The 20,616-nt window shown below is 63.9% G+C and carries 22 protein-coding genes, 1 tRNA gene and 1 riboswitch; of the genes, 6 read left to right on the top strand and 17 right to left on the bottom strand.

What is annotated here, in order from left to right; genetic code table 11:
* Positions 1–59: 59 nt before the first annotated feature.
* The 5 genes from pnp to BSG08_RS08905 all read right to left on the bottom strand — a co-directional run bounded on the left by pnp (position 60) and on the right by BSG08_RS08905 (position 6,011).
* Entirely contained in the window at positions 60–2,201 is a 2,142-nt protein-coding gene (gene pnp / locus BSG08_RS08925) for a polyribonucleotide nucleotidyltransferase (RefSeq protein WP_093035366.1), read from the bottom strand.
* Between the two features lie 169 nt (positions 2,202–2,370).
* Entirely contained in the window at positions 2,371–2,640 is a 270-nt protein-coding gene (gene rpsO / locus BSG08_RS08920) for a 30S ribosomal protein S15 (RefSeq protein ID WP_093035363.1), read from the bottom strand.
* A gap of 147 nt (positions 2,641–2,787) precedes the next feature.
* A complete protein-coding gene (locus tag BSG08_RS08915; protein ID WP_093035361.1) occupies positions 2,788–3,813 on the bottom strand; it encodes a calcium-binding protein in 1,026 nt (341 codons plus the stop codon).
* Between the two features lie 98 nt (positions 3,814–3,911).
* Positions 3,912–4,874, bottom strand: coding sequence for an NAD(P)-dependent oxidoreductase (locus BSG08_RS08910; RefSeq protein WP_093035358.1), 963 nt, complete (start codon positions 4,872–4,874; stop codon positions 3,912–3,914).
* A 111-nt stretch (positions 4,875–4,985) separates the two neighbouring features.
* On the bottom strand, positions 4,986–6,011 hold the full coding sequence (locus BSG08_RS08905; protein WP_093035972.1) for a LacI family DNA-binding transcriptional regulator: 1,026 nt from the start codon (positions 6,009–6,011) through the stop codon (positions 4,986–4,988).
* Positions 6,012–6,162: 151 nt separating this feature from the next.
* Here BSG08_RS08905 and BSG08_RS08900 point away from each other — a divergent pair.
* Positions 6,163–6,239, top strand: a tRNA-Arg gene (locus BSG08_RS08900).
* A 23-nt stretch (positions 6,240–6,262) separates the two neighbouring features.
* Here the strand turns inward: BSG08_RS08900 and tenA are convergent.
* The 8 genes from tenA to thiD are packed head-to-tail and all read right to left on the bottom strand — an operon-like array spanning position 6,263 to position 12,178.
* A complete protein-coding gene (tenA, locus tag BSG08_RS08895) occupies positions 6,263–6,946 on the bottom strand; it encodes a thiaminase II (RefSeq protein WP_093035355.1) in 684 nt (227 codons plus the stop codon).
* The gene (locus BSG08_RS08890; protein ID WP_093035352.1) at positions 6,943–7,875 is read right to left on the bottom strand and encodes an ABC transporter substrate-binding protein; all 933 of its coding nucleotides are present in this window, start codon (positions 7,873–7,875) and stop codon (positions 6,943–6,945) included. Before BSG08_RS08890 ends, tenA begins: the two co-directional genes overlap by 4 nt.
* Positions 7,872–8,855, bottom strand: a complete 984-nt coding sequence (locus BSG08_RS08885) for a HesA/MoeB/ThiF family protein (RefSeq protein WP_093035969.1) — start codon at positions 8,853–8,855, stop codon at positions 7,872–7,874. The genes BSG08_RS08890 and BSG08_RS08885 overlap by 4 nt, the downstream gene beginning before the upstream one ends.
* On the bottom strand, positions 8,852–9,448 hold the full coding sequence (locus tag BSG08_RS08880) for a thiamine phosphate synthase (RefSeq protein WP_093035345.1): 597 nt from the start codon (positions 9,446–9,448) through the stop codon (positions 8,852–8,854). The genes BSG08_RS08885 and BSG08_RS08880 overlap by 4 nt, the downstream gene beginning before the upstream one ends.
* The gene (locus BSG08_RS08875) at positions 9,448–10,218 is read right to left on the bottom strand and encodes a thiazole synthase (protein ID WP_093035342.1); all 771 of its coding nucleotides are present in this window, start codon (positions 10,216–10,218) and stop codon (positions 9,448–9,450) included. Before BSG08_RS08875 ends, BSG08_RS08880 begins: the two co-directional genes overlap by 1 nt.
* Before the next feature lies 1 nt (position 10,219).
* Positions 10,220–10,417: a sulfur carrier protein ThiS gene (gene thiS, locus BSG08_RS08870; RefSeq protein ID WP_093035339.1), complete on the bottom strand. Its 198-nt coding sequence runs from the start codon at positions 10,415–10,417 to the stop codon at positions 10,220–10,222.
* Positions 10,401–11,387, bottom strand: a complete 987-nt coding sequence (locus tag BSG08_RS08865; RefSeq protein ID WP_093035336.1) for an FAD-dependent oxidoreductase — start codon at positions 11,385–11,387, stop codon at positions 10,401–10,403. The genes thiS and BSG08_RS08865 overlap by 17 nt, the downstream gene beginning before the upstream one ends.
* Positions 11,384–12,178, bottom strand: a complete 795-nt coding sequence (gene thiD / locus BSG08_RS08860; RefSeq protein ID WP_093035333.1) for a bifunctional hydroxymethylpyrimidine kinase/phosphomethylpyrimidine kinase — start codon at positions 12,176–12,178, stop codon at positions 11,384–11,386. Before thiD ends, BSG08_RS08865 begins: the two co-directional genes overlap by 4 nt.
* 45 nt (positions 12,179–12,223) lie before the next feature.
* A riboswitch (TPP riboswitch) is annotated at positions 12,224–12,327 on the bottom strand.
* A gap of 129 nt (positions 12,328–12,456) precedes the next feature.
* Here thiD and BSG08_RS08855 point away from each other — a divergent pair.
* Both BSG08_RS08855 and BSG08_RS08850 read left to right on the top strand, forming a co-directional pair.
* On the top strand, positions 12,457–13,824 hold the full coding sequence (locus tag BSG08_RS08855; RefSeq protein ID WP_093035330.1) for an MmgE/PrpD family protein: 1,368 nt from the start codon (positions 12,457–12,459) through the stop codon (positions 13,822–13,824).
* Positions 13,821–14,792 carry a D-2-hydroxyacid dehydrogenase gene (locus tag BSG08_RS08850; protein WP_093035327.1) on the top strand — a complete coding sequence of 324 codons (972 nt, stop codon included), beginning with the start codon at positions 13,821–13,823 and terminating at the stop codon, positions 14,790–14,792. The genes BSG08_RS08855 and BSG08_RS08850 overlap by 4 nt, the downstream gene beginning before the upstream one ends.
* Before the next feature lie 365 nt (positions 14,793–15,157).
* Here BSG08_RS08850 and BSG08_RS08845 read toward each other — a convergent pair whose 3' ends face one another.
* From BSG08_RS08845 to BSG08_RS08830, 4 genes are all read right to left on the bottom strand, one after another.
* Positions 15,158–16,273 carry a site-specific DNA-methyltransferase gene (locus tag BSG08_RS08845; protein WP_093035324.1) on the bottom strand — a complete coding sequence of 372 codons (1,116 nt, stop codon included), beginning with the start codon at positions 16,271–16,273 and terminating at the stop codon, positions 15,158–15,160.
* Positions 16,274–16,375: 102 nt separating this feature from the next.
* Positions 16,376–16,996, bottom strand: a complete 621-nt coding sequence (locus BSG08_RS08840; protein WP_093035321.1) for a ribonuclease HII — start codon at positions 16,994–16,996, stop codon at positions 16,376–16,378.
* 80 nt (positions 16,997–17,076) lie between these two features.
* Complete coding sequence (locus BSG08_RS08835; RefSeq protein ID WP_093035317.1) at positions 17,077–17,532, bottom strand: hypothetical protein; 456 nt, start codon at positions 17,530–17,532, stop codon at positions 17,077–17,079.
* 28 nt (positions 17,533–17,560) lie between these two features.
* Positions 17,561–17,953, bottom strand: a complete 393-nt coding sequence (locus BSG08_RS08830) for a hypothetical protein (RefSeq protein ID WP_093035314.1) — start codon at positions 17,951–17,953, stop codon at positions 17,561–17,563.
* 199 nt (positions 17,954–18,152) lie between these two features.
* Between BSG08_RS08830 and BSG08_RS08825 the strand changes: the two genes are divergently transcribed.
* The 3 genes from BSG08_RS08825 (at position 18,153) to BSG08_RS08815 (ending at position 20,614) form a co-directional block, all read left to right on the top strand.
* Positions 18,153–18,386 (top strand): hypothetical protein, encoded by a 234-nt coding sequence (locus BSG08_RS08825; protein ID WP_093035311.1) that lies wholly within the window; start codon positions 18,153–18,155, stop codon positions 18,384–18,386.
* Positions 18,387–18,410: 24 nt separating this feature from the next.
* On the top strand, positions 18,411–19,115 hold the full coding sequence (locus BSG08_RS08820) for a winged helix-turn-helix domain-containing protein (protein ID WP_093035308.1): 705 nt from the start codon (positions 18,411–18,413) through the stop codon (positions 19,113–19,115).
* A 116-nt stretch (positions 19,116–19,231) separates the two neighbouring features.
* Entirely contained in the window at positions 19,232–20,614 is a 1,383-nt protein-coding gene (locus BSG08_RS08815) for a GntP family permease (RefSeq protein WP_093035305.1), read from the top strand.
* Positions 20,615–20,616: the final 2 nt, after the last annotated feature.

Below are 20,616 nucleotides of genomic sequence, written 5' to 3'. Positions count from 1 at the left end.
TGACCGTGAAAAAAGGCTCCGGTGGTATGCCGGAGCCTTTGCGCAGCTTGTGGTTGAAGTCAGGCGTCGTCTTTTTCCTTGTTTTCCGGCGCGATTTCCTCGCCGGTTTTCTGATCGACCATCTTCATCGACAGACGCACCTTGCCGCGATCGTCAAAGCCCAGAAGTTTAACTTTCACGTCCTGACCTTCCTTGAGCACGTCGCTGGGATGGTTCAGGCGGCGGTTCTCGATCTGGCTGACATGGACCAGACCGTCGCGCTTGCCAAAGAAGTTCACGAAGGCGCCGAAATCGACGAGCTTGACGACCTTGCCGTCATATATCTTGCCCTCTTCCGGCTCTGCCACGATCGACCAGATCATGTCATAGGCCTTTTTGATGGACTCGCCGTTGGGCGAGGCGATCTTGATGATACCCTCGTCGTTGATATCGACCTTGGCTCCCGACACTTCGACGATCTCGCGGATCACCTTGCCGCCAGAACCGATCACTTCGCGGATCTTGTCGGTGGGGATCTGCATGGTCTCGATCCGGGGTGCGTGGATGCTGAACTCGGCCGCGCCTGAAAGTGCCTTGTCCATTTCGCCCAGAATGTGCATCCGGCCGGCCTTGGCCTGTTCCAGCGCCTGCTTCATGATCTCGGGCGTGATGCCTGCAACCTTGATGTCCATTTGCAGCGAGGTGATCCCCGCGGATGTGCCCGCCACCTTGAAATCCATGTCGCCCAGGTGATCCTCGTCGCCCAGGATGTCCGACAGGATCGCAAAGGATCCGTCCTCTTCCAGCACCAGACCCATCGCCACGCCGGCGACAGAGGTCTTGAGCGGCACGCCCGCATCCATCATCGACAGCGACCCGCCACAGACCGAAGCCATGGACGAAGAGCCGTTCGATTCCGTGATCTCGGACACCAGACGGATCGTGTAGGGGAAATCGGTCGCCGGTGGCAGCACCGCCTGAAGCGCGCGCCATGCCAGTTTGCCGTGGCCGATTTCACGACGACCCGGAGGGCCGACACGCCCCGCCTCGCCCACCGAATAGGGAGGGAAGTTGTAGTGCAGCAGGAAGTTCGACTTGAAATTCCCGTGCAGCGCATCGACGAATTGCTCATCGTCGCCGGTGCCCAGCGTGGTTACCACCAGACCCTGCGTTTCGCCGCGCGTAAAGAGCGCCGAACCGTGGGTGCGCGGCAAGAGGCCGGTTTCGCAGACGATGGGGCGGATTTCATCCAGACGGCGACCATCGATCCGGTTGCCGTTCTTGACCACATCGCCGCGCAGCACGACGGATTCCAGCTTCTTCAGCGCCGAGCCGAGGTTTTCATCGGCCAGTTGTTCCTCGGTCAGTTGCGCCTTGATCGCCTCTTTCGCGGCGGAAATTGCCTGGGTGCGCTCCTGCTTGTCGCGGATGGCGAAGGCGGCGCGCATCTGTTCCTCACCGGCGGCCTTGACGGCGGCGAAGAGGTCCGAATAATCCGGCGGGGTGAAATCGAACGGCTCTTTGGCGCAGGCCTCGGCCAGATCAATGATCAGGTCGCAGACCGGTTTGATCTGCTCATGCGCGAAGGTGACTGCGCCCAGCATTTCCTCTTCCGACAGCTCATAAGCCTCGGATTCGACCATCATGACCGCGTCCTTGGTGCCTGCCACGACCAGATCGAGGCGCTGTTCGGGATTGTTGCGCAGGTCGTGCATATCGTCGATTTCGGGGTTGAGGATGTATTGCCCATCCACATAACCCACGCGGCAGCCCGCAATCGGACCCCGGAAGGGCGCGCCCGAAATGGTCAGCGCGGCGCTGGTCGCGATCATTGCCACGATATCGGGATCGTTGACCAGATCGTGACTGAGCACGGTGCACATGACCAGCGTCTCGTTCTTGAAACCCGGCACGAAGAGCGGCCGGATCGGGCGGTCGATCAGGCGCGCGGTCAGCGTTTCCTTTTCCGAGGGTCGCGCCTCGCGTTTGAAGAAACCGCCGGGCACCTTGCCGGCTGCATAATATTTTTCCTGGTAATGGACCGTCAGCGGAAAGAAATCCATTCCCGGTTTCGGTTCCTTGGCAAAGGTCACGTTGGCCATGACCGAGGTCTCGCCAAGCGTGGCAATCACCGAGCCGTCAGCCTGACGGGCGATCTTTCCGGTTTCCAGAGTGAGGGTTTCCTCGCCCCACTGCATTGATTTTTTCGTCTCTTTAAACATCACGTTTCCTAGGTTGGCCGGTCCGGGCGTATCCCGTCGGGCCCATTTGCATCCGGGGCCGCATTGCCCCGCGGCTTTTGTCGTTTCATCCTGCTCTCCGGCAAAGCCGGGTCGGAAAGCAATCGGATCATGTGAAAACCGCGCCCGGTGAAGGGCGCGGCATTCTGTCTTAGCGGCGGATACCGAGGCGCTTGATGAGATCCTGATAGCGGCTCTCGTCCTTGCCCTTGAGGTAGTCCAGAAGCTTGCGGCGCAGCGCGACCATCTTCAACAGCCCGCGACGACCGTGGTTGTCTTTCTTGTGGGTCTTGAAATGTTCGGTCAGCGTGGTGATCCGCGAGGTGAGAATGGCAACCTGCACTTCGGGCGAGCCGGTGTCGCCTTCCTTGGTCGCGAATTCCTTGATGACGCGGGTCTTTTCTTCGACAGTGATCGACATCGGGGTCTCCTTTTCAGTCAGAGTTGCGGGCGCATGCCGGGATGTCGTCCAGCACGGTCCAAGAGAGATCGCCGGGGCAAAGGCCCGAGCGATACGCGCGTATAGGAGAAATTGCCCGGAATTGAAAGCGCGAATCGCGCCGCCGGGTCAGAGGCCGGGCAGGGGGCCGAAACCGCTCTGCGGCAGCAGCGTCACATCATCGGGGGATATATTCCCGGCATTCACCAGCACCGCGATCCGCACACCGTTCACGACAAGGTGCTGATGATCCTGACGCTCCTCGTCCGGTTCGAATGTCACGACCGGCTCTTGCCCGTCGGAATCGTCATAGAGCACCGCAAGCCGATCCTCATCGTTCGAGAAATCGAGAACCTCGGCCGGATCATCCCCGGACAGCCAGTCACCAAAGACGATCGTGTCGGCGCCTGATCCGGTGGTGACGATGTCGCCGCGTCCGGCGATGATCAGGTCATTGCCGCCACCGCCATTCAAATAATCTCGCCCGTCGATATCGTCCAGTTTCGGGGTATCGGGGTCATCTACAATTCCGATGATCACGTCGTCGCCCCAGCCGCCAAAGAGCGTATCCTGCCCCAGTCCGCCATGCAGCGTGTCATTGCCGATGTCGCCATGCAGCGCATCGTTTCCGTCATCGCCGAACAGCAGATCGTTCCCGGCGCTGCCCACGAGGCTGTCATCGTCCGTGCCACCATGGAGCGTGTCGTGACCGTTGTGACCGAAGAGATGGTCCGCCCCCTCGCCGCCGCGCAACACATCGTTCCCGTCGCCGCCCTGCAGCGTGTCGTCGCCGGAATCGCCGGCCAGATCATCCTGCCCCGGACCGCCAAATATCTGATCGTCGCCCGCGCCACTGCGGATCGTGTCATCGCCCGCGTAGCCGTTGATCTGGTCGTTTCCGGGTGTCCCCTCGATGAGATCCGGGTCGGGTGTTCCGGCGATGATCCGGCCCTGGTCTTCCGGCGCGTCAGGGGGTTCGGTGGCGTCAATCGCGTCCTGCAACAGGTCCGGCACGGGGCCGCCAACGCCAGCAGGTTGATCCCCGGCGTCATTGTCGGAGGATGCGTCATCGTCGTTCGACGATCCGGTTTCCAATCCCACAAAGGCGGCAGCACCCATGGCCAACACGCCCAGAACACCCGCCAACATCAGCATTGCACCAACCCGCACTAACCACAAAGCATCAAGCCAGCCGGGATGCGTCTTGGCAACAAAGGAGTGGGAACGTGGTTAACGTCGTCGCCTGGCCGGTGTCAGCCCGCCAAGGCCACCCGCGAGGGCGGGACGACCTCGTATCCGGGTTCTTCCGCCTCGTCGTCAACCATTTCCGCCGGAAACCCCGGCGCGCGGATATCGAGCCCGGTCGCCTCTTCCAGCCTGCGGATGATGTCATCGGATTGTGCCCGTTCGCCATAGCGGCGGATGCCATCGTTGAAGATGTCGATCATCAGCGGCGAGATTTCCAGTGGCACTCCGGTCCGGTCCGCGATCGCCTGAAACAGCCCGATATCCTTTTTCACCAGATCCATGGTGAAACTGATATCGCGCGAGCCGTTGAGGATCACCTGGCTTTCGGTCTCATGCACGAAGGAATTGCCCGAACTGATGCGGATTGCCTCGAATGTGGTGCCCAGATCCATCCCGGCGGCCTTCATCGTCACCATCGCCTCGCAGAGCGTGAGCAGGTTGGCGGTGGCCAGATAGTTGGTCATCACCTTGAGCACCGACGCACTGCCCAGTTCGCCGGTATGCAGGATGCGGCGGCCCATGGTTTGCAGCAGCGGCAGGATCCGCTCGAAGGTTGCCCGGTCGCAGCCCGCGAAGATCGAGATGTTGCCGGTATCGGCCCGATGACAGCCGCCCGAGACCGGGCAATCCACCGCCGCGCCGCCGCGCGCGATCACCATCGGTCCCAATCGCCTGATTTCCGCCTCGTCGGTGGTGGACATCTCCATCCAGATCTTGCCCGGCCCTACCTCGGGAAGCATCTGTTGCAGGACCGCATCCGACGCGGCGGGCGAGGGCAGGCAGGTGATCACCACCTCGCAATCGCGCATCATCTGTGCGGGGCTTTCGCCCGCAGTGGCACCGCGCGCCACGAAGCCGCGCACCAGATCCGGGTTCAGATCATGCACCGTCAGGTCATGCCCGTTGCGCAAGAGGCTACCGGACAGTTTGCCGCCGACATTGCCCAGGCCGATGAATCCGATTTTCATATTTTGCCATCCCTGTTGCTCGCACGATCCAGCGCGTTTCGGCACAGCCTTTGTCGATTCGTGCGTGAAATGCAAAGCCGAAATTTCACGAGACCGCACAAGCCCCGTGAATCATCCCCGGCGCAGCGTGTCGCCCAGGCTGAGTGTCGGTTCCAGCGTGATGCGCACCGGATCGGTATTTTCGGGGTGCTCGGCGCGCGCCGCGATGATCTCTGCCGCCTTGCGCCCGATCTCCAGCCGACAGGCATCCATCGTAGCCAGATCGCGCGGCAGCCCCTTGAGCAGATCGACACCGTTAAAGCCCGCGAGCCCTATCTGATCGGGGATATCCGCGCCCTGTTCCAGCAGATAGAGCAGGCCGCCAGCACCGATCATGTCATTGGAGTAATACAGAAAATCAAGATCAGGTGTGCGCCGGAGCATCTCGGCGGTCATCTCGCGCCCCTTGAGCAGGGCCGATCCGCCGGAATAGAATTCGTGGTCGGCCATCTCGATCCCGGCCTTGGCCAGCGCCTCGGTGAACCCTTCGAAGCGTTTGCGCGCCCGGTGGTCGAGCGGCATCTTGGTGCCCATGAAGCCGATCCTGCGATACCCCCCCCGGATGATCGCCTGCGCCATCTGCTGACCGGCGCGGCGATGCGAGATGCCGACGACGGAATCGATCGGCGTGCCGTCCACGTCCATGATCTCGACCACCGGAATGCCGCTCGCGCGGAGCATCGCACGGCTGGCATCCGAATGTTCAAGCCCGGCGATGATCACCCCCGACGGCCGCCACGAGAGCATCTCGTATAGCACCTTTTCCTCTTTTTCGGGACGATAGCCGGTGAGTCCCACCACCGGCTGAAGGCTGGTTTGCTCCAGCACTTCGCTGATCCCGGTCATCACCTCGGGAAAGACCATGTTCGACATCGACGGAATTATGACCGCAACCAGATTGACCCGCTGGCTTGCCAGCGCGCCCGCGATCTTGTTGGGCACGTAGCCCAGCCGCTTGGCGGCCTCCAGCACCCGGTGCCGGGTGCCTTCGGAAACGTCCCCCTTTTGACGCAGGACCCGGCTTACGGTCATTTCCGAGACGCCCGCCGCCTCGGACACGTCGCGCAGGGTCAGGGGGTGTCTGTCATGTGGGGGCACGGGTGTTGTCCAGAAAAGGTCTATGGCAACTGTTACCGCGAACAGCCGGGCCGGATCAAGCGGCCTGCGCACCACGCCCCCGCCGGAAATGCCGTTTCAGATAAATCTGACGATGACAAAGCCGCCCGCCCCGGTTAAGACCGCTGCGCGTGGCCCCGTGGCTCAACAGGATAGAGCAGCCCCCTCCTAAGGGGCAGGTTGCAGGTTCGAATCCTGCCGGGGTCACCACGCATCGACCGGACAGGTGGGTGTCAGCCGCCGAAAGACAGGCCCATGTCCCAGAACGACACCTCGAGCCGTGTCGCGGTGGTGAAGCGCTGGCAGAGTCTGGTCCAGCCGGGCGTGCCCATTGGGGCATCTCCCAGACGCCGGGTCACTGCCCCGTCAAAGAGCGCGCCCGCGTCGCGGCAGACCTGTTGATAGTCCGCCCCGGCATAGGTTCTGATCCAGTCGGCATAGGGGTGATCATCCGCGACCGGCCCAAGGCGCGCGCCGATTTCGCCATATCCCATGACACAGGGCGCCAACGCGGCCAGAAGATCAAGGAAATCCCCCGAATGCCCGGCATCGAGCACGTAGCGCGTGTAGGCGAGGTTGGCGGGGTGTTCCTCGGCGTTGTAGAGGTCATGTTCGCTCAGTCCCGCCGCGGCGCAGGTTTTCACATGCAGGCCGATCTCGTCGTTGACCAGCGCATCGACCGTGGCGGCGCAGGCGCGCATTTCCTCCAGCGTCTCGGACTTGGTGACGGCCAGTGCCCAGGCGCGGGCGAAATGGATCAGAAAGACGTAATCCTGCACCAGATAGCCCAGGAACGCCTCTCGCGGCAGGTTGCCGTCGCGCAGCCCCTCGACAAAGGCGTGATGGGTGTAATCCCGCCAGACCGTCCCCGCCGCATCGCGCAGGCGGGGGAAGGTCATGCCGTAGTCATGGGTCATTCCGCGTTCAGGTCCATGGCAAGGCCTGAAACCGGCGTCGGGGTTTCTATCATTCCGGTGTCGAGCAGGAATTGCTCGAACCGTTTGTAACGGGCATGATCCAAGGCGGCAGGACGCGTGGCGAAGCGCGGAAAGGTATCGGCCCAGGCCTTTTCGTTCAGTTCATCCTGCAATTCGGGCGAGGTGCCTGCAAATATCTCCCAGCTCTCCTGCGGGTGGTTCATGATGTATTGCGTCGCGCGTTCGGTTGCGTGCAGGAAGCGGCGGAGCATGTCGGCATTCATCCGGTCGGGATTGGCCACATAGATCAACTCGTCATAGGCGGGAATCCCCTCTTCCTCGATGTAGAAGCAGCGGCCCGGCACGCCCTCGATCTCCATCTGGTTCAGTTCGAAATTGCGATAGGCACCGATCACCGCATCCACCTGCCCGGACATGAGCGAGGGCGAGAGCGACCAGTTGACGCTGACCAGTTCGATATCGTCGAGGCTGAGGTCGTGCTGCGCGAGGATGGTGGACAAGAGCACCTCTTCGACCCCCGCGACGGAAAAGCCCACCTTGCGCCCCTTGAGGTCGGCGGTGGACTTGACCGGCCCGTCCGCCAGCACCAAAAGGCAGTTGAGCGGCGTGGCGACCAGCGTGCCGACACGGCGCAGCGGCAGGCCGTTTTCCACCTGCATATGCAGTTGCGGCTGATACGAAATCGCCAGATCGGCCTGGCCGGCGGCGACCATCTTGGGCGGGTCGCTCGGGTCGGCGGGGGCTATGATCTCGACCTCGAGTCCGGCTTCGGTGAAGTATCCCAACTCTTCGGCCAGGATGATCGGGCCGTGGTCTGGGTTGACGAACCAGTCGAGAATCAGGGTCATCTTGTCCTGCGCCATGGCCGGGGCGGCCAGAAGGGCAAGGATCAGGGCGAAGTATCTCATGGGGCAGTCTCCTGTTGGGTGTCGCCAAGGGCGATCAGTGTAATCTCTCCGTCCCAATGGCTGCGCAATCGGGTGGCCGCCTGCCAGGACCGCAGACCGGAGCGGCAGGCAAGAACGGCGCGGGCGGCATCGGGGCGGGTGTCGGGGTGGTCGAAATCGGGCACGGTGCGGCGCATGGCCCCCGGCAGGGGCGGACCGGGTTCATCGCTGGCGCGCAGGTCGATCAGCCAGTCGCCCGGGGCAATCTGGGCGGGGGCGATAAAGGTGAAACCCTGCTCCGGCTCTGATGCGCCATCAAAGCGAAAGCCGCCGAAGCGGTGGCCGACCGCCTCGAAGGTGACAAGCTGGCCCAGTGGAACAGGGTCTATCCCGGCCAGAATCGCGATTGCCATCTGGGCCTGAAGGCTGCCTATCACGCCCACAGAGGGGCCGAGAACACCATCGGCATCGCATGAACCAAGTCGGTCCGGCAGGTCGGGAAACACCGCGCGTAGCGAGGGTGCGCCGCCGCAGAACCCGCCGCAGTACCCTGAAGTGCCGACGATGGAGGCACTGATCAGCGGTTTGCCCCGGGCAAGGCAGGTGTCCGACAGGATATAGCTGGCGGCGAAACTGTCGGCGCAGTCGAGCACCAGATCGGCTTGTGCCACGCGATCCGGCGCGTTCAGGGGGTTCAGTTGTGTCGATACGGCGGAAATCACGCACTCCGGGTTGAGCGCGGCCATATGCGCGGCGGCTGCCTCGGCCTTGGGTCTGCCGATGTCGTCCATGCGAAACAGCGTCTGCCGGTGCAGGTTGCTGAGCGACACCCGGTCGCCATCCATCAGCGTGATGCGCCCCACGCCAGCGCCCACCAGATATTGCAGCACCGGCGCGGCCAGGCCCCCCGCGCCGACAACCAGCACATGCGCCGCCGTCAGACGTTCCTGCGCCGCGGCCCCGAATTGGGGCAGGGCGATCTGGCGGGCGTAGCGGTTCATGCGGTCGCCCCGATCCATTGCCGCACCCGCGCCTCGGGGTCGTCGTTGAGGGTGATATCCGTCACGGCAGAGACGATATCGGCCCCTGCGGCGAACGCCCCCGCCGCACGCTCCACAGACATGCCGCCAATGGCGACGAGGGGGATGTCGCCGATCAGGTGCTTCCATTCGGTCAGCTTGTCCAGCCCCTGTTCGTGCCATTTCATCTTCTTGAGGATGGTCGGATAGACCGGGCCGAGGGCCACGTAATCGGGGTCGTGCAACAGCGCCCGGTCAAGCTCTGCATGATCATGGGTGCTGAGTCCCAGCCTGATCCCCGCCCGCCGGATCGCGGCGATGTCGGCGGTATCGAGATCCTCTTGTCCCAGATGCACCCAGTCACAGCCCGCGTCGATCGCCACCTGCCAGTGATCGTTGACCACCAGTGTCGCGCCGTGGGCGCGGCACAGGCTTTGTGCCTGCGTGATCTCTTGTTTCAGTGTGTCGCCGGACAGATCCTTGATCCGCAACTGCACCAGCTTGACCCCAAGCGGCAGAGTGCGGCGCAGCCATTCGGCGCTGTCGAATATCGGGTAGAAACGGGGAAGGGGCATCACAGGAACGCCTTGCCGAGAACCGGGGTGGAAGGGGCGGCCATGTCGCGCGGCTCCATCGGGTCGGCCTCATGGGCCAGCCGCCCGGCCTCCAGCGCGCGGGCAAAACCCTCGGCCATCGCCGCCGGGTCGCCTGCGCGGGCGACGGCGGTGTTGAGCAGCACCGCGTCATAGCCCAGTTCCATCGCATGCGCCGCCTGACTCGGCAGGCCGAGGCCCGCGTCGATCACCAGCGGCAGGTCGGGGAAATGTGCGCGCAAGCTGCGCAGCCCGTAGATGTTGTTTAGCCCCAGCCCGGTGCCGATGGGCGCGCCCCAGGGCATCAGCACCCGGCACCCGGCCTGAACCAGACGTTCGCAGAGCACCAGATCCTCTGTGCAGTAGGGAAAGACCGCGAATCCCTCGTCGGTCAGGATACGCGCCGCCTCGACCAGGCCGAAGGGATCGGGTTGCAGTGTGTCGGCGTGACCGATCACCTCAAGCTTGATCCAGTTGGTGTCGAACAACTCGCGCGCCATCTGCGCTGTCGTTACTGCCTCACGCACCGAATGGCAGCCGGCGGTGTTGGGCAGGACATGCACGCCCAGATCGCGGATCATGTCCCAGAACGCCTGACCGGCGCGTTCGCCCCCCGCCTCGCGGCGTACCGAAACGGTGGCGATGCCCGCGCCGGAGCGTTTGAATGCCTCTGCCAGAATCGCGGGCGAGGGGTATTGCGCGGTGCCCAGCATCAGGCGCGATGTGACCTCTGTGTCATAGAAACGCGGCATGTCAGCCCCCTTGTCGCGGCGCGACAATTTCGATGCGGTCGCCCTCGGTCAGTTTGTGTTCTGCCCGCATGGTCGCAGGCACAAAGCCCTCGTTGACCGCTGTGGCCACCTTGGCCTGACCATAACCCAGTTCGGTGAGCAGGTCGGAGAGGGTGGCAGCGGTGGTGCTCTGGGGGGTGCCGTTAATCGTGATCTTCATGGTAGAACTCCGGGATTTCGTTGTCGCGCGACACCAGCGCCGCCGTCATCCGCGCCACGGCGGGCGAAAGAAGGAAACCGTGGCGAAACAGGCCGTTGACATGGAGTGTGTCGCCCTTGCGGGTGATGCGCGGCAGGTTGTCGGGAAAGGCGGGGCGCGCGTCGGCGCCAATTTCCATCACTTCCGCCTCGCCGAATGCGGGATGCAGCGCGTAGGCGGCGGACAACAGTTCCATCACCGAGCGGACAGTGGCGCGGCCGTGTTCCGCGCTTTCGATCTGCGTGGCGCCCAGCATGAAGACACCATCGCCGCGCGGCACTATGTAGAGCGGAAAGCGCGGATGCAGCAGGCGGACGGGCCGGTTCAGGGTCACATCGGGGGCGCGGAGCACCAGCATCTCACCCCTGACGCCGCGCAGTTCTCTCAGGTTGTCGCGTGCCGCCAATCCGCGACAGTCGATCACCGGACCATCCGGGGCAGCGTCGTTCTGCTCGAACCGCACCCCGGCATGTTGTAACCGGCCGTGCAGATGCGCAAGGGCGGCGCGCGGGTCGATATGCGCCTCGGACTCGAAATAGAGGGCGCGGTCGTGGCGGTCGGCCAGAACAGGCTCTAACTCTGCCAACTCCGCGCCAGTCAATAGACGATGCCCGGTTGTGCGGCGGGCGAATTGATCGAGTTCACGGCGGTCGCGTTGCAGCGTCACGACGAGCGAGCCGCTGCGATGGACCGGCACGCCCTGCGCCGCCCACCAATCGGCGGCCTGCTGTCCCAGCCGCACGACGGGCTCCTCGGCGGTGAACCCTTCGCACCAGGGTGCCAGCATGCCGCCCGCCCACCACGAACAGGCCTGTGATCCGGGCGCGGCGGCGGGATCGCGCAGGGTGACGGCGTGGCCGCGCGCCACCAGTTCGGTGGCAACGCAGAGGCCGACGACGCCCGCACCGCGAATCGTGATCGATCCGGTCATTTCCAGACCTCGTGAAAATGATGCACCGGGCCGTGCCCCTGCCCGATCCCAAGCGTGTCGGCGGCGCGGATCGCCCGGTGCAGCCAGAGATGGGCCGTTTCGACCGCTCTGGTCAGGGGCAACCCCTGTGCAAGCCCCGCCGCGATTGCCGAAGACAGGGTGCAGCCGGTGCCGTGCGTGTTGCGCGTGGCGATGCGGGGGACATCGAGGCGCAGGATCTCATCGGCGATCAGCCAGTCGGTGCAGATATCGCCGGTGCCGTGCCCGCCCTTCATCAGCACCGCCTTGGCTCCCAGGTCGCGCAGGCGCGCGCCCTGCTCCTGCATGTCGGCATCCGTGGCGGCCTCGGGCATGCCCAACAGGCTGGCGGCCTCGGGCAGGTTGGGCGTGAGCAGATCGGCGCGGGGCAGAAGACGGGTGATCAGGGCCGTCCGCGCCGCATCGGGCAGCAGGCGCGCGCCGGATTTGGCGACCATCACGGGATCAAGGACGATGGGGCCGGGATAGCCTGCAAGCGCCTCGGCCACGGTCCCGATCAGGCTGGCATCGCCAAGCATGCCGATCTTGATCGCATCGACCCTGATATCATCGAGAACGGCGGCGATCTGTGCTGCGATGGTGGCGTTGGGGATGGGATGCACATCGGTCACGGCGCAGGTATTCTGCGCGGTAACGGCGGTGATCACGCTCGTGCCATAGACGCCCAGAGCGGAAAACGTCTTGAGATCGGCCTGAATGCCTGCGCCGCCACCGCTGTCAGAGCCTGCGATTGTCAGGGCTGTCGCCACCATGTGCCGTTCCTCTCCTCTTATCGGGAACGGACGGGGGGCGCGCTGGGCGTGCTGAGGTCCGTTCCCTACGCCGGTATCAGCCGGATCAGGTTCGATGGGTTGGCGCGATGCCTCTCAGCCCGGTCTTGCGGGCACCCCAACGGATGTAGATCCAGATCGTAACAGCGGGACGGGTCTCTCGCAAGTGGGGAATGCAGGACAGGATATGTCGCAAACGGCGCTCATATGACCGGGCGTCTGGGTCAGGATGGGCTGACCGAATACTGAGAGGTGTGAACATGCCGGACGCTGCCAACTCCCTGCAGTTTGATGCGATCGCGCGCTTTGCGCTAGATCCCGCATTGGCGGTGCCGGAGGATGTGCTGCTGCGCATGTCCACCCTGCTTATTGACACGCTGGGGGTTGCAGCGGGGGCCTCTGGCCTTGATGTGGCGGTGATCGCGCGGGATTATGCCTGTGACTATCATGGCGCGAACCGGGTTGAGCACGCCGCGACGCTGCTGTTTGACGGGCGGCGGTGCAGCCTGCCGGGGGCGGCCTGGGCGCTGGCGACGCAGATCGACAATCTGGACGGGCATGACGGGTATAACCCGACCAAGGGGCACATCGGCTGTGCGCTGGTGCCGGCGCTCTTTGCCCTGGCGGAACATCGCCCGGATCTGAGCGGGCGTCAGGCGCTGGCGGCGCTGGCCATGGGATATGAGGTTGCGGCGCGCGCGGCGGTGGCGCTGCATGCGACGGTTGCGGATTATCACACATCGGGGGCGTGGAACGCGCTGGGCGTGGCGGCGCTGGGATCGCGTCTGCGCGGGCACGGCGGGGACGTGTTCCGTCAGGCGCTGGGTATTGCGGAATATCACGGGCCGCGCAGCCAGATGATGCGCGAGATCGACAATCCCACCATGCTGCGCGACGGGTCCGGCATGGGGGCCTATGTGGGCATGAGTGCCGCACTTCTGGCCGAGCGCGGATTCACCGGGGCGCCGGCGATCACCGTGGAGGGGCCCGAGGTGGCGCATGTCTGGGCCGATCTGGGGCAGGACTGGACGGTGATGCGCAATTATATCAAGCCCTATCCGATCTGCCGCTGGGCGCATGGCGCGCTTGAGGCGTTGCGGCAGCTGATGGCGGCGCATGACTTTGCCGCCGAGGAGGTGACCAGGATGCGGGTGGGCACCTTCGCCTATTCCGCGCGGCTGTTTGCCGGGGTGCCGCAGGACACGCGGCAGGCGCAGTATTCGCTGGGTTTTGCCCTGGCGGTGCTGCTGGTGCATGGCCGGATCGCGCCGGAACATGTGACGGGCGAGGGTCTGCGCGATCCGCGCGTTCTGGCCGCGCTCGACCGCATCGCGGTGCGCGAGGAACCGCGTCACAGCGCGCGCTATCCCGAGGGGCGCTGGTCGGATATCACCATCACGCTGCGCGACGGGCGGGTAATTGCCTCGGGGGATGTCAATGCGCGCGGCGGGCCGGAGGATCCGCTGTCGGAGCAGGAGATCCGCGACAAGCTGTTTCGCATGGCGGGGGTGGCGCTGTCGGACGGGCGGATCAGGGCGATCTGGCAGATGCGCGAGGCCCTGCTTGACCCGGCCTGCAAATTCTCGCAGCTTGCGGGGCTCATTCACCCTGCAACGGACGGACCATGACCAAGAGCGCCCGCATCCTGATTCACACCAGCGACCCCGCGCCGATGCTGGCGCGTCTGGCCGAGGCCGCGCCGGGCATCGAGGCGCGGGGGCACGACAGCTATGACGGGCTGGGTCGGGTTCTGGCGGATTTCAGACCCGACATCGCCTATTCGGTCGCCTTTCGCGGGCGGGATGGTTTCCCGCGTGAGGCGCTGCTTGGTCCCGATGGACCCGGCTGGATCGCCGTGGGCGGGTCGGGGGTGGATCACCTGACGCCGTGGGACATGGGCGCGGTGACGGTTACCAATTCCGCCGGGGTCGCCGCCGCGATGATGGCGGAATACGTGCTGGGCGCGGTTCTGCATTTCACGCTGGATATCGACGGGATGGCGGCGGACCGCGCGGCGCGGCACTGGCCGCCCAACCGTCTGATGACGCCGCTCAGGGGCAAAACCATGCTGATCGTGGGGTTGGGCCACACCGGGCAGGCGGTTGCGGCGCGGGCCCAAGCCTTTGGCCTGAGGGTGATCGGCACCCGCGCACGACCGCAGCCGGTGGAGAATGTCGACGAGGTGCATGGCTCTGACGCGCTGGCCGATCTGTGGGGGCGGGCGGATATCGTGGTGCTGTCGGTGCCGCTGTTGCCCCAGACGCGGGGGTTGGTCAATGCGCGGGCGCTGGTGGCGATGAAGCCGGATGCGATCCTGGTGGACGTGTCGCGCGGCGGGGTTCTGGACGGGGCCGCGCTGATCAATGCGATGCGTGCCGGGCGGCTGAAAGGGGCGGCACTCGACGTGTTCGAAACCGAGCCGCTGCCGGCGGACAGCCCGATCTGGGGTTTGGAGAACGTGATCCTCTCGCCGCATTGTTCGGCGGTCTACGAGGATTGGGCGATGCAGTCGTTCGAGTTGTTTCTGGAAAATTTCGGGCGCTGGCGGAAGGGGGAGCCGCTGCTGAACGTGGTCGATCCGGGGCGGGGATACTGAGGCGCAAGGTGTCGTCGGTGCTGTTGAACAAGCGATCCGTCTCTGGCCTTGAGCCGCCTTTCGTATGGCACCCGGGCGAATAGCACCGAAGGTGCCGCGCGATCGCCGGGCCGCACGGACGGCCTGGCGATTTTGAGGCGTAGCGTAACGCTTGGAGGTCATACGGATTTGGCGGGATAAACTGGCAGCTACCGCGGTTGTTTCGCCAGCCCGCGGCCCGTCGATCACGCGGCGCCGCAACCGGGGCTGGGGTTTTGCAACGTTTGGCTTGGATGCTGAGCAGAAAAATGCCCCGCCGTCAGGGCGGGGCAGGTGAATGGTGCCCGCGAAAGTCAGGCCACGGGCACCGGCGGTAACTTGTGAGCTCAGTTGGGCAGCGCTTCCATCTCCGAGCGGATCTGCTGGCGCAGCACGTCGATGGGCACGGTCTTGCCGTCACGCCTGAAGCACCAGTAGGTCCAGCCGTTGCAGCTTGGCGCGCCTTCGAGATGCGCGCCGACCTGGTGGATCGAGCCCTTGATGCTGTCGGCGACCAATGTGCCGTCGGCGCGCACCTTGGCGGCCGATTTGCCGTTCATCGAGGTCAGCACCTCGCCGGGGCGCAGCATGCCGCGCTCGATCAGCTGGCCAAAGGGCACGCGCGGTTCCGCGCGTCTGGAGGTCGAGACCTGAAGCGCCTCGCGGTCGAATTTGCGGATCGAGGCGAGGCGTTTCGCGGCCACCTTGCGATAGGCCTCTTCGCGTTCGATCCCGATGTAGTCGCGGCCCAGCATCCGGGCCACGGCGCCCGTGGTGCCGGTGCCGAAGAACGGATCGAGCACAACGTCGCCGGGATTGGTGGACCCGATCAGGACGCGATGCAGCAGGCTCTCGGGTTTCTGGGTTGGGTGGGCCTTGTCGCCATTGTCATCCTTGAGCCGTTCGTGGCCGGTGCACAGCGGCAGCACCCAGTCAGAGCGCATCTGCACCCCGTCATTGAGCGACTTCAGCGCCTCGTAGTTGAAAGTGTATTTCGCGCCCTCGGATTTCGAGGCCCAGATCATCGTTTCATGCGCGTTGGTCAGGCGTTTGCCGCGGAAATTCGGCATCGGGTTGGATTTGCGCCAGATCACATCATTGAGGATCCAGTAACCCGCGTCCTGCAAGGCCGCGCCCACGCGAAAGATGTTGTGATAAGAGCCGATGACCCAGATCGCGCCGTTGGGTTTGAGCAGCCGCCGCGCCGCGCCAAGCCAGGCCCGGGTGAATTCGTCATAGGCGGCAAAGCTGGCGAACTGATCCCAGGCGTCGTCGACCGCATCCACCTGGCTGTTGTCGGGGCGTTGCAGGTCGCCGCGCAGTTGCAGGTTATAGGGCGGGTCGGCAAAGATCAGGTCGATGCTGGCCTCTGGCAGGCCATTCATCACCTCGATGCAATCGCCGGCGATAATCGTGTTGAGTGGCAGCGCAGGGGCGCTTTCGGGCTTGGTCATCGTTGTCATCTTCTGCCTCTGTCCCGGCGCTTCTGCGCTCTGGTCTTGTTGTTCACGAAGATGAGTCAAAGGCGATTCGACGTCAATTTCTTTTTTGAATCAGTGTGTTAGTTATTTTTCTTGATACAAGATGTTGTGGACGGGTCTGAAGGAACGTCTATGGTGTGGGGTCACGCCGAGATCTAGAAGCGCCTGTTTGTGGCTTTTGGAGGGATAGCCCGCGTTCCTTTCCCAGCCATAGCCGGGGAACTGTTGCGCCAAATCCCGCATGATGCGGTCGCGGGTGACTTTGGCCACGATCGAGGCCGCCGCGATCGACAGTGAAGCGGCATCGCCCCGGATCACGGCGCGCGCCGCAAGGGGCAGGCCGCGGGGAATGAGATTGCCGTCGATCAGCGCCATGTCGGGCGGCGGGCAGAGCGCCGCAATCGCGCGCCCCATCGCCAGATGCGCGGCGCGCAGGATGTTGAGGCGGTCGATCTCCTCGACACTGGCATGGGCGATGCCCACCCGACTACAGGCGAGGATCGCCTCAAAGAGCGCTTCGCGCCGCCCGGCGCTCAGTTTCTTGGAATCGTTCAGCCCTGGCGGGATAGTATCGGGATCAAGGATCACCGCCGCCGCTGTCACCGGCCCGGCCAGCGGCCCCCGTCCGACCTCATCGACCCCGGCGATGTGAGTGAATCCCGCAGAGCGGGCAAGCGTCTCGTGGGTGAAATCAGGGCCGGTCATGGCCTGCAATCGCACGGTCGCGCCCTAAATGCAAAAGGGAAGGGGCGCGCCCCTTCCCTCTGCCGGCCTGCTCGAAAGGCTCAGTAATAGCCGTACTGGTTCAGACAGCGGTCGCGGTAGATTGTCCGGTGATGCCCGCCAACATGCACCGCGCAGGCCGAGGGCAGCGCGTGATAGGCATGGTAATTGCGGCTCAGGCAGCGCCCGGAATAACCCGAACGATTGCCGGCATAGACCCGGCAGGCGCCGGGCAGGGCGGCGGGGCGGGCGTAGTTGTAATCTTTGCCATGGCCGCCGCCGAACCCCCGGCTGTACCCATAGGGGTCGCCGACATAGCCCTGCGACACATGCCCGCCGTGACCGCTGTTTCGCGATCTGTTGTTGCTGGCGATCGCCGCGCCGACGATCGCCCCGATGGCCAGTCCGGCGATCAGGTTGCGGTTGTCGCTGCGGTCCCGCGCCATGGTCGGGGTGGCAGTTACGGTGGTCAGCGCAAGCGCGCCGATCATCAGGATTGAGGTGAGTCTGGTGAACATCTTGCGCTCCTTTCCGGGGCTGGCGACATTACTTGCCATACTGGTCGCGGTAGTAACGCGAGCGGCGGTCATAGTCGTAGTAGCCGCGATGGTGGTTGTAATGGCGCGGTCTGTAGTGATGTTTGTAGCCGTAGTGGTGTCGTTTCTTTGCATGGTGCCCTTTTGCATGGCCTTTGGGTGCGTAGGCATACCCTTTGGGCGCGTAGTAGTTGTGCGAATAGCCGTAGTCGCGGGCCACATGCCCGCTGCGGTGGTCGTACTTGCGGTGATTGACGACAGTTGCGCCGATGATGGCAGGCGCGGCAACGCCAGCCACGATCGCAGCTGCGTCTCCTCGACCCTGCGCCTGAGCCGATGCGGCGGTGAGGCCGGTTACAGCCAGCGCCGTGCCGACGATGAGAGCGATGAATCTGCGATGCATGGTCTTTCCTTTCCGGTTTTAGACAGTCGTGCCACTGCGCAGGGCGCTGACCCGCGAGAACTGTGGGATAGACTGAGACTGGGACCAACCTGTGCAGACAGGCAATAACGCCCCGATGATATCAGATAACACGCTGTTTTCGGGTCATTTTGAGTCACAGGTTATTGAATAGCCGTGGGGTTCGGGGCATCTTGGCGGCATGACACATATTGCACGCCTCCCCGTTATCGCCTTAGGGTTCATGCTGGTCGCCACCGGCGCACATGCCGCCTGCGAGGTCGAATACAAGGCCAAGCGCGACAAGCCGCTTGCGCTTTACTATGATGTGACCACCGTCAACGCGCCTTGCGCCTCGGCCGAGGCAGCGCTGAGGGCGCAACTGGCAAAGAAGGGTCTGACCCTGCTCAAGGTGCTGTCGAAGAAGGAAAAATGACTTGGGTAATCCGGGGGCGCGCAGATGCGCGGGATAACAGCCACAGCCGCTGACGCGCGCAGGTCCGGCAACCGTGTGGTGATCATCGGGGTTATTGCGATCGTTGCGATCCTGACCCTTGCGGCGGTGTTCCTGTTTCTGAGCCTGCCCGATGCCAACGCCTTCAACGCGCGGGTCGAGCGGATATTCGTCGAGAACGATGCATTGACCGGGCAGGGTGAGATCAAGCTGCTGGAAATACTCGCGCTGTCGGGCACTGCGTTCTCGGAAACACTTGTGAGTTACCGGATGGTCATATTCGTCCTGTTGGTCTTTGCCACCGCGCTGCTGGTGGCATCGCTGGTGTTTCTGGTCATGCTGATCACGCTCAACCGGCGCATGGCGCAGATCGAGCGATCGGGCATCCAGGTCAGTTCGCTGCTGATCAGCCGGGATGAAAAGACCGTTTACCTCAACAATATGGGGTTCAAGCTGACCGATGCGGCGATGGAAACACTGAGCGTTCTGGCCGAGGCGCGGCTGGATGATGACGTCATGACCGGTGCCGAGATCGAGGCGGTGATCTCGGGCCGCAAGCCCGAGGATTGCGAAGAGGCCGCCGGCGCCACCCGGATCAAGCGCCTGCGCGACACGTTGGGCAATCAGCTTGTCAGCGAGCTTCTGGTCAAGAACATCGCGCGGCGCGGCTATATGCTGGCGATCGACAAGGATGTGATCCGGGTGATCTGATCTGCGCCCCGCGCGCGGCTCTGTTGCACCCCGTGCGGCATCGGTCTAGTATTGCTGCAGCGCAGCGAAAGTAACCTTATCATGCCCCGCCCCGGGTTTCCGCATTCTTTCATCGGATGACCGGCATTGCGATCATAACCGCAACACTGCTGGCGCTCATGTATCTGGCCTATCGCGGGGTCAACCTGTTGGTGCTGGCCCCGGCCATGGCGCTTCTGGCGGTTGCGGCCACCGGCGATGGACCGCTTCTGGGCAGTTACACGCAGATTTTCATGCAGGCGATGGGCGGCTTTGTCATCCAGTATTTTCCGCTTTTCCTGTTGGGCGCGGTGTTCGGGAAGCTGATGGAGGCGAGCGGCAACGCGCAGGTTCTGGCCGATGGAATCATCACCCGGCTGGGGGCAGAGCGCGCCATTCTCGCGACCATCCTGTCCTGTGCGGTGATGACCTATGGCGGTGTGTCGCTCTTTGTCGTGGCATTTGCCGTCTATCCCATTGCCCGCGTGCTGTTTCGGACGGCGCGCTTGCCCAAGGTACTGATCCCGGCGAGCATCGCGCTTGGCGCGTTTACCTTTACCATGACGGCGCTGCCGGGCACCCCGGCGATCCAGAATGCAATCCCGATGCCCTATTTCGGCACAACCACCTTTGCCGCGCCGGGGGTGGGTTTGATTTCGGCGGCGGTGATGTTGGGGCTGGGCTGGCTCTGGCTCGACCGTCGGGCGCATGCGCTTGGCCCCGGCTATGGCAATCACATCGAAGCAGAGGAAGAAGCCGGGCCGCTTGCCGATCCGCCCGACTTGCTGCTGGCGGCCACGCCTCTGGTGCTGGTGATTGTCTTGAATCTTGCCTTTACCTTTGTCATCATCCCCCGGCTCGATACCGGTTATCTGTCACAACCCGCCTACGGTGCTACGACAGTTGAAGCGCTGCGCGGCATATGGTCGATCATTGCGGCGTTGACGCTGGCCTCGGGGCTGCTGGTGCTGTTCAACTACCCCCGTCTTGCCGGACAATTGGCCGACACGATTGATCGCGGCGCCAGCGGATCGCTGAAGCCGATCTTCAACACCGCCAGCCTCGTGGGCTTTGGGGCGGTGATCGCGTCGCTCTCTGCCTTTGGCGCCATTCGCGATTGGGTAGTGACGGTGGGGGGTGACAACCCGCTGATCTCGCTGGCAGTTGGCACCAGCATCCTTGCGGGGATGACCGGTTCTGCCTCGGGCGGGATGAGCATCGCGCTCGCCACACTGGGCGAAACTTATCGCGAGATGGGAGCTGCGGCGGGCATCGCGCCGGATCTGTTGCACCGGGTAACGGCGGTGGCAACCGGCGGTCTTGACGCGCTGCCGCATAATGGGGCGGTCATCACCCTCCTGGCCATTTGCGGCCTGAGCCACCGCGATGCCTACAAGGATATTGCTGTGGTCGCGGTGGTCATTCCGGTGCTGGCGCTGGTCCTGCTCATCGCGCTTGGCAGCGTCTTTGGCAGTTTCTGACC

The sequence above is a fragment of the Roseovarius azorensis genome (genome assembly GCF_900109455.1).
Lineage (GTDB): Bacteria > Pseudomonadota > Alphaproteobacteria > Rhodobacterales > Rhodobacteraceae > Roseovarius > Roseovarius azorensis.
This window is presented reverse-complemented; position numbering and strand designations above follow the sequence as displayed.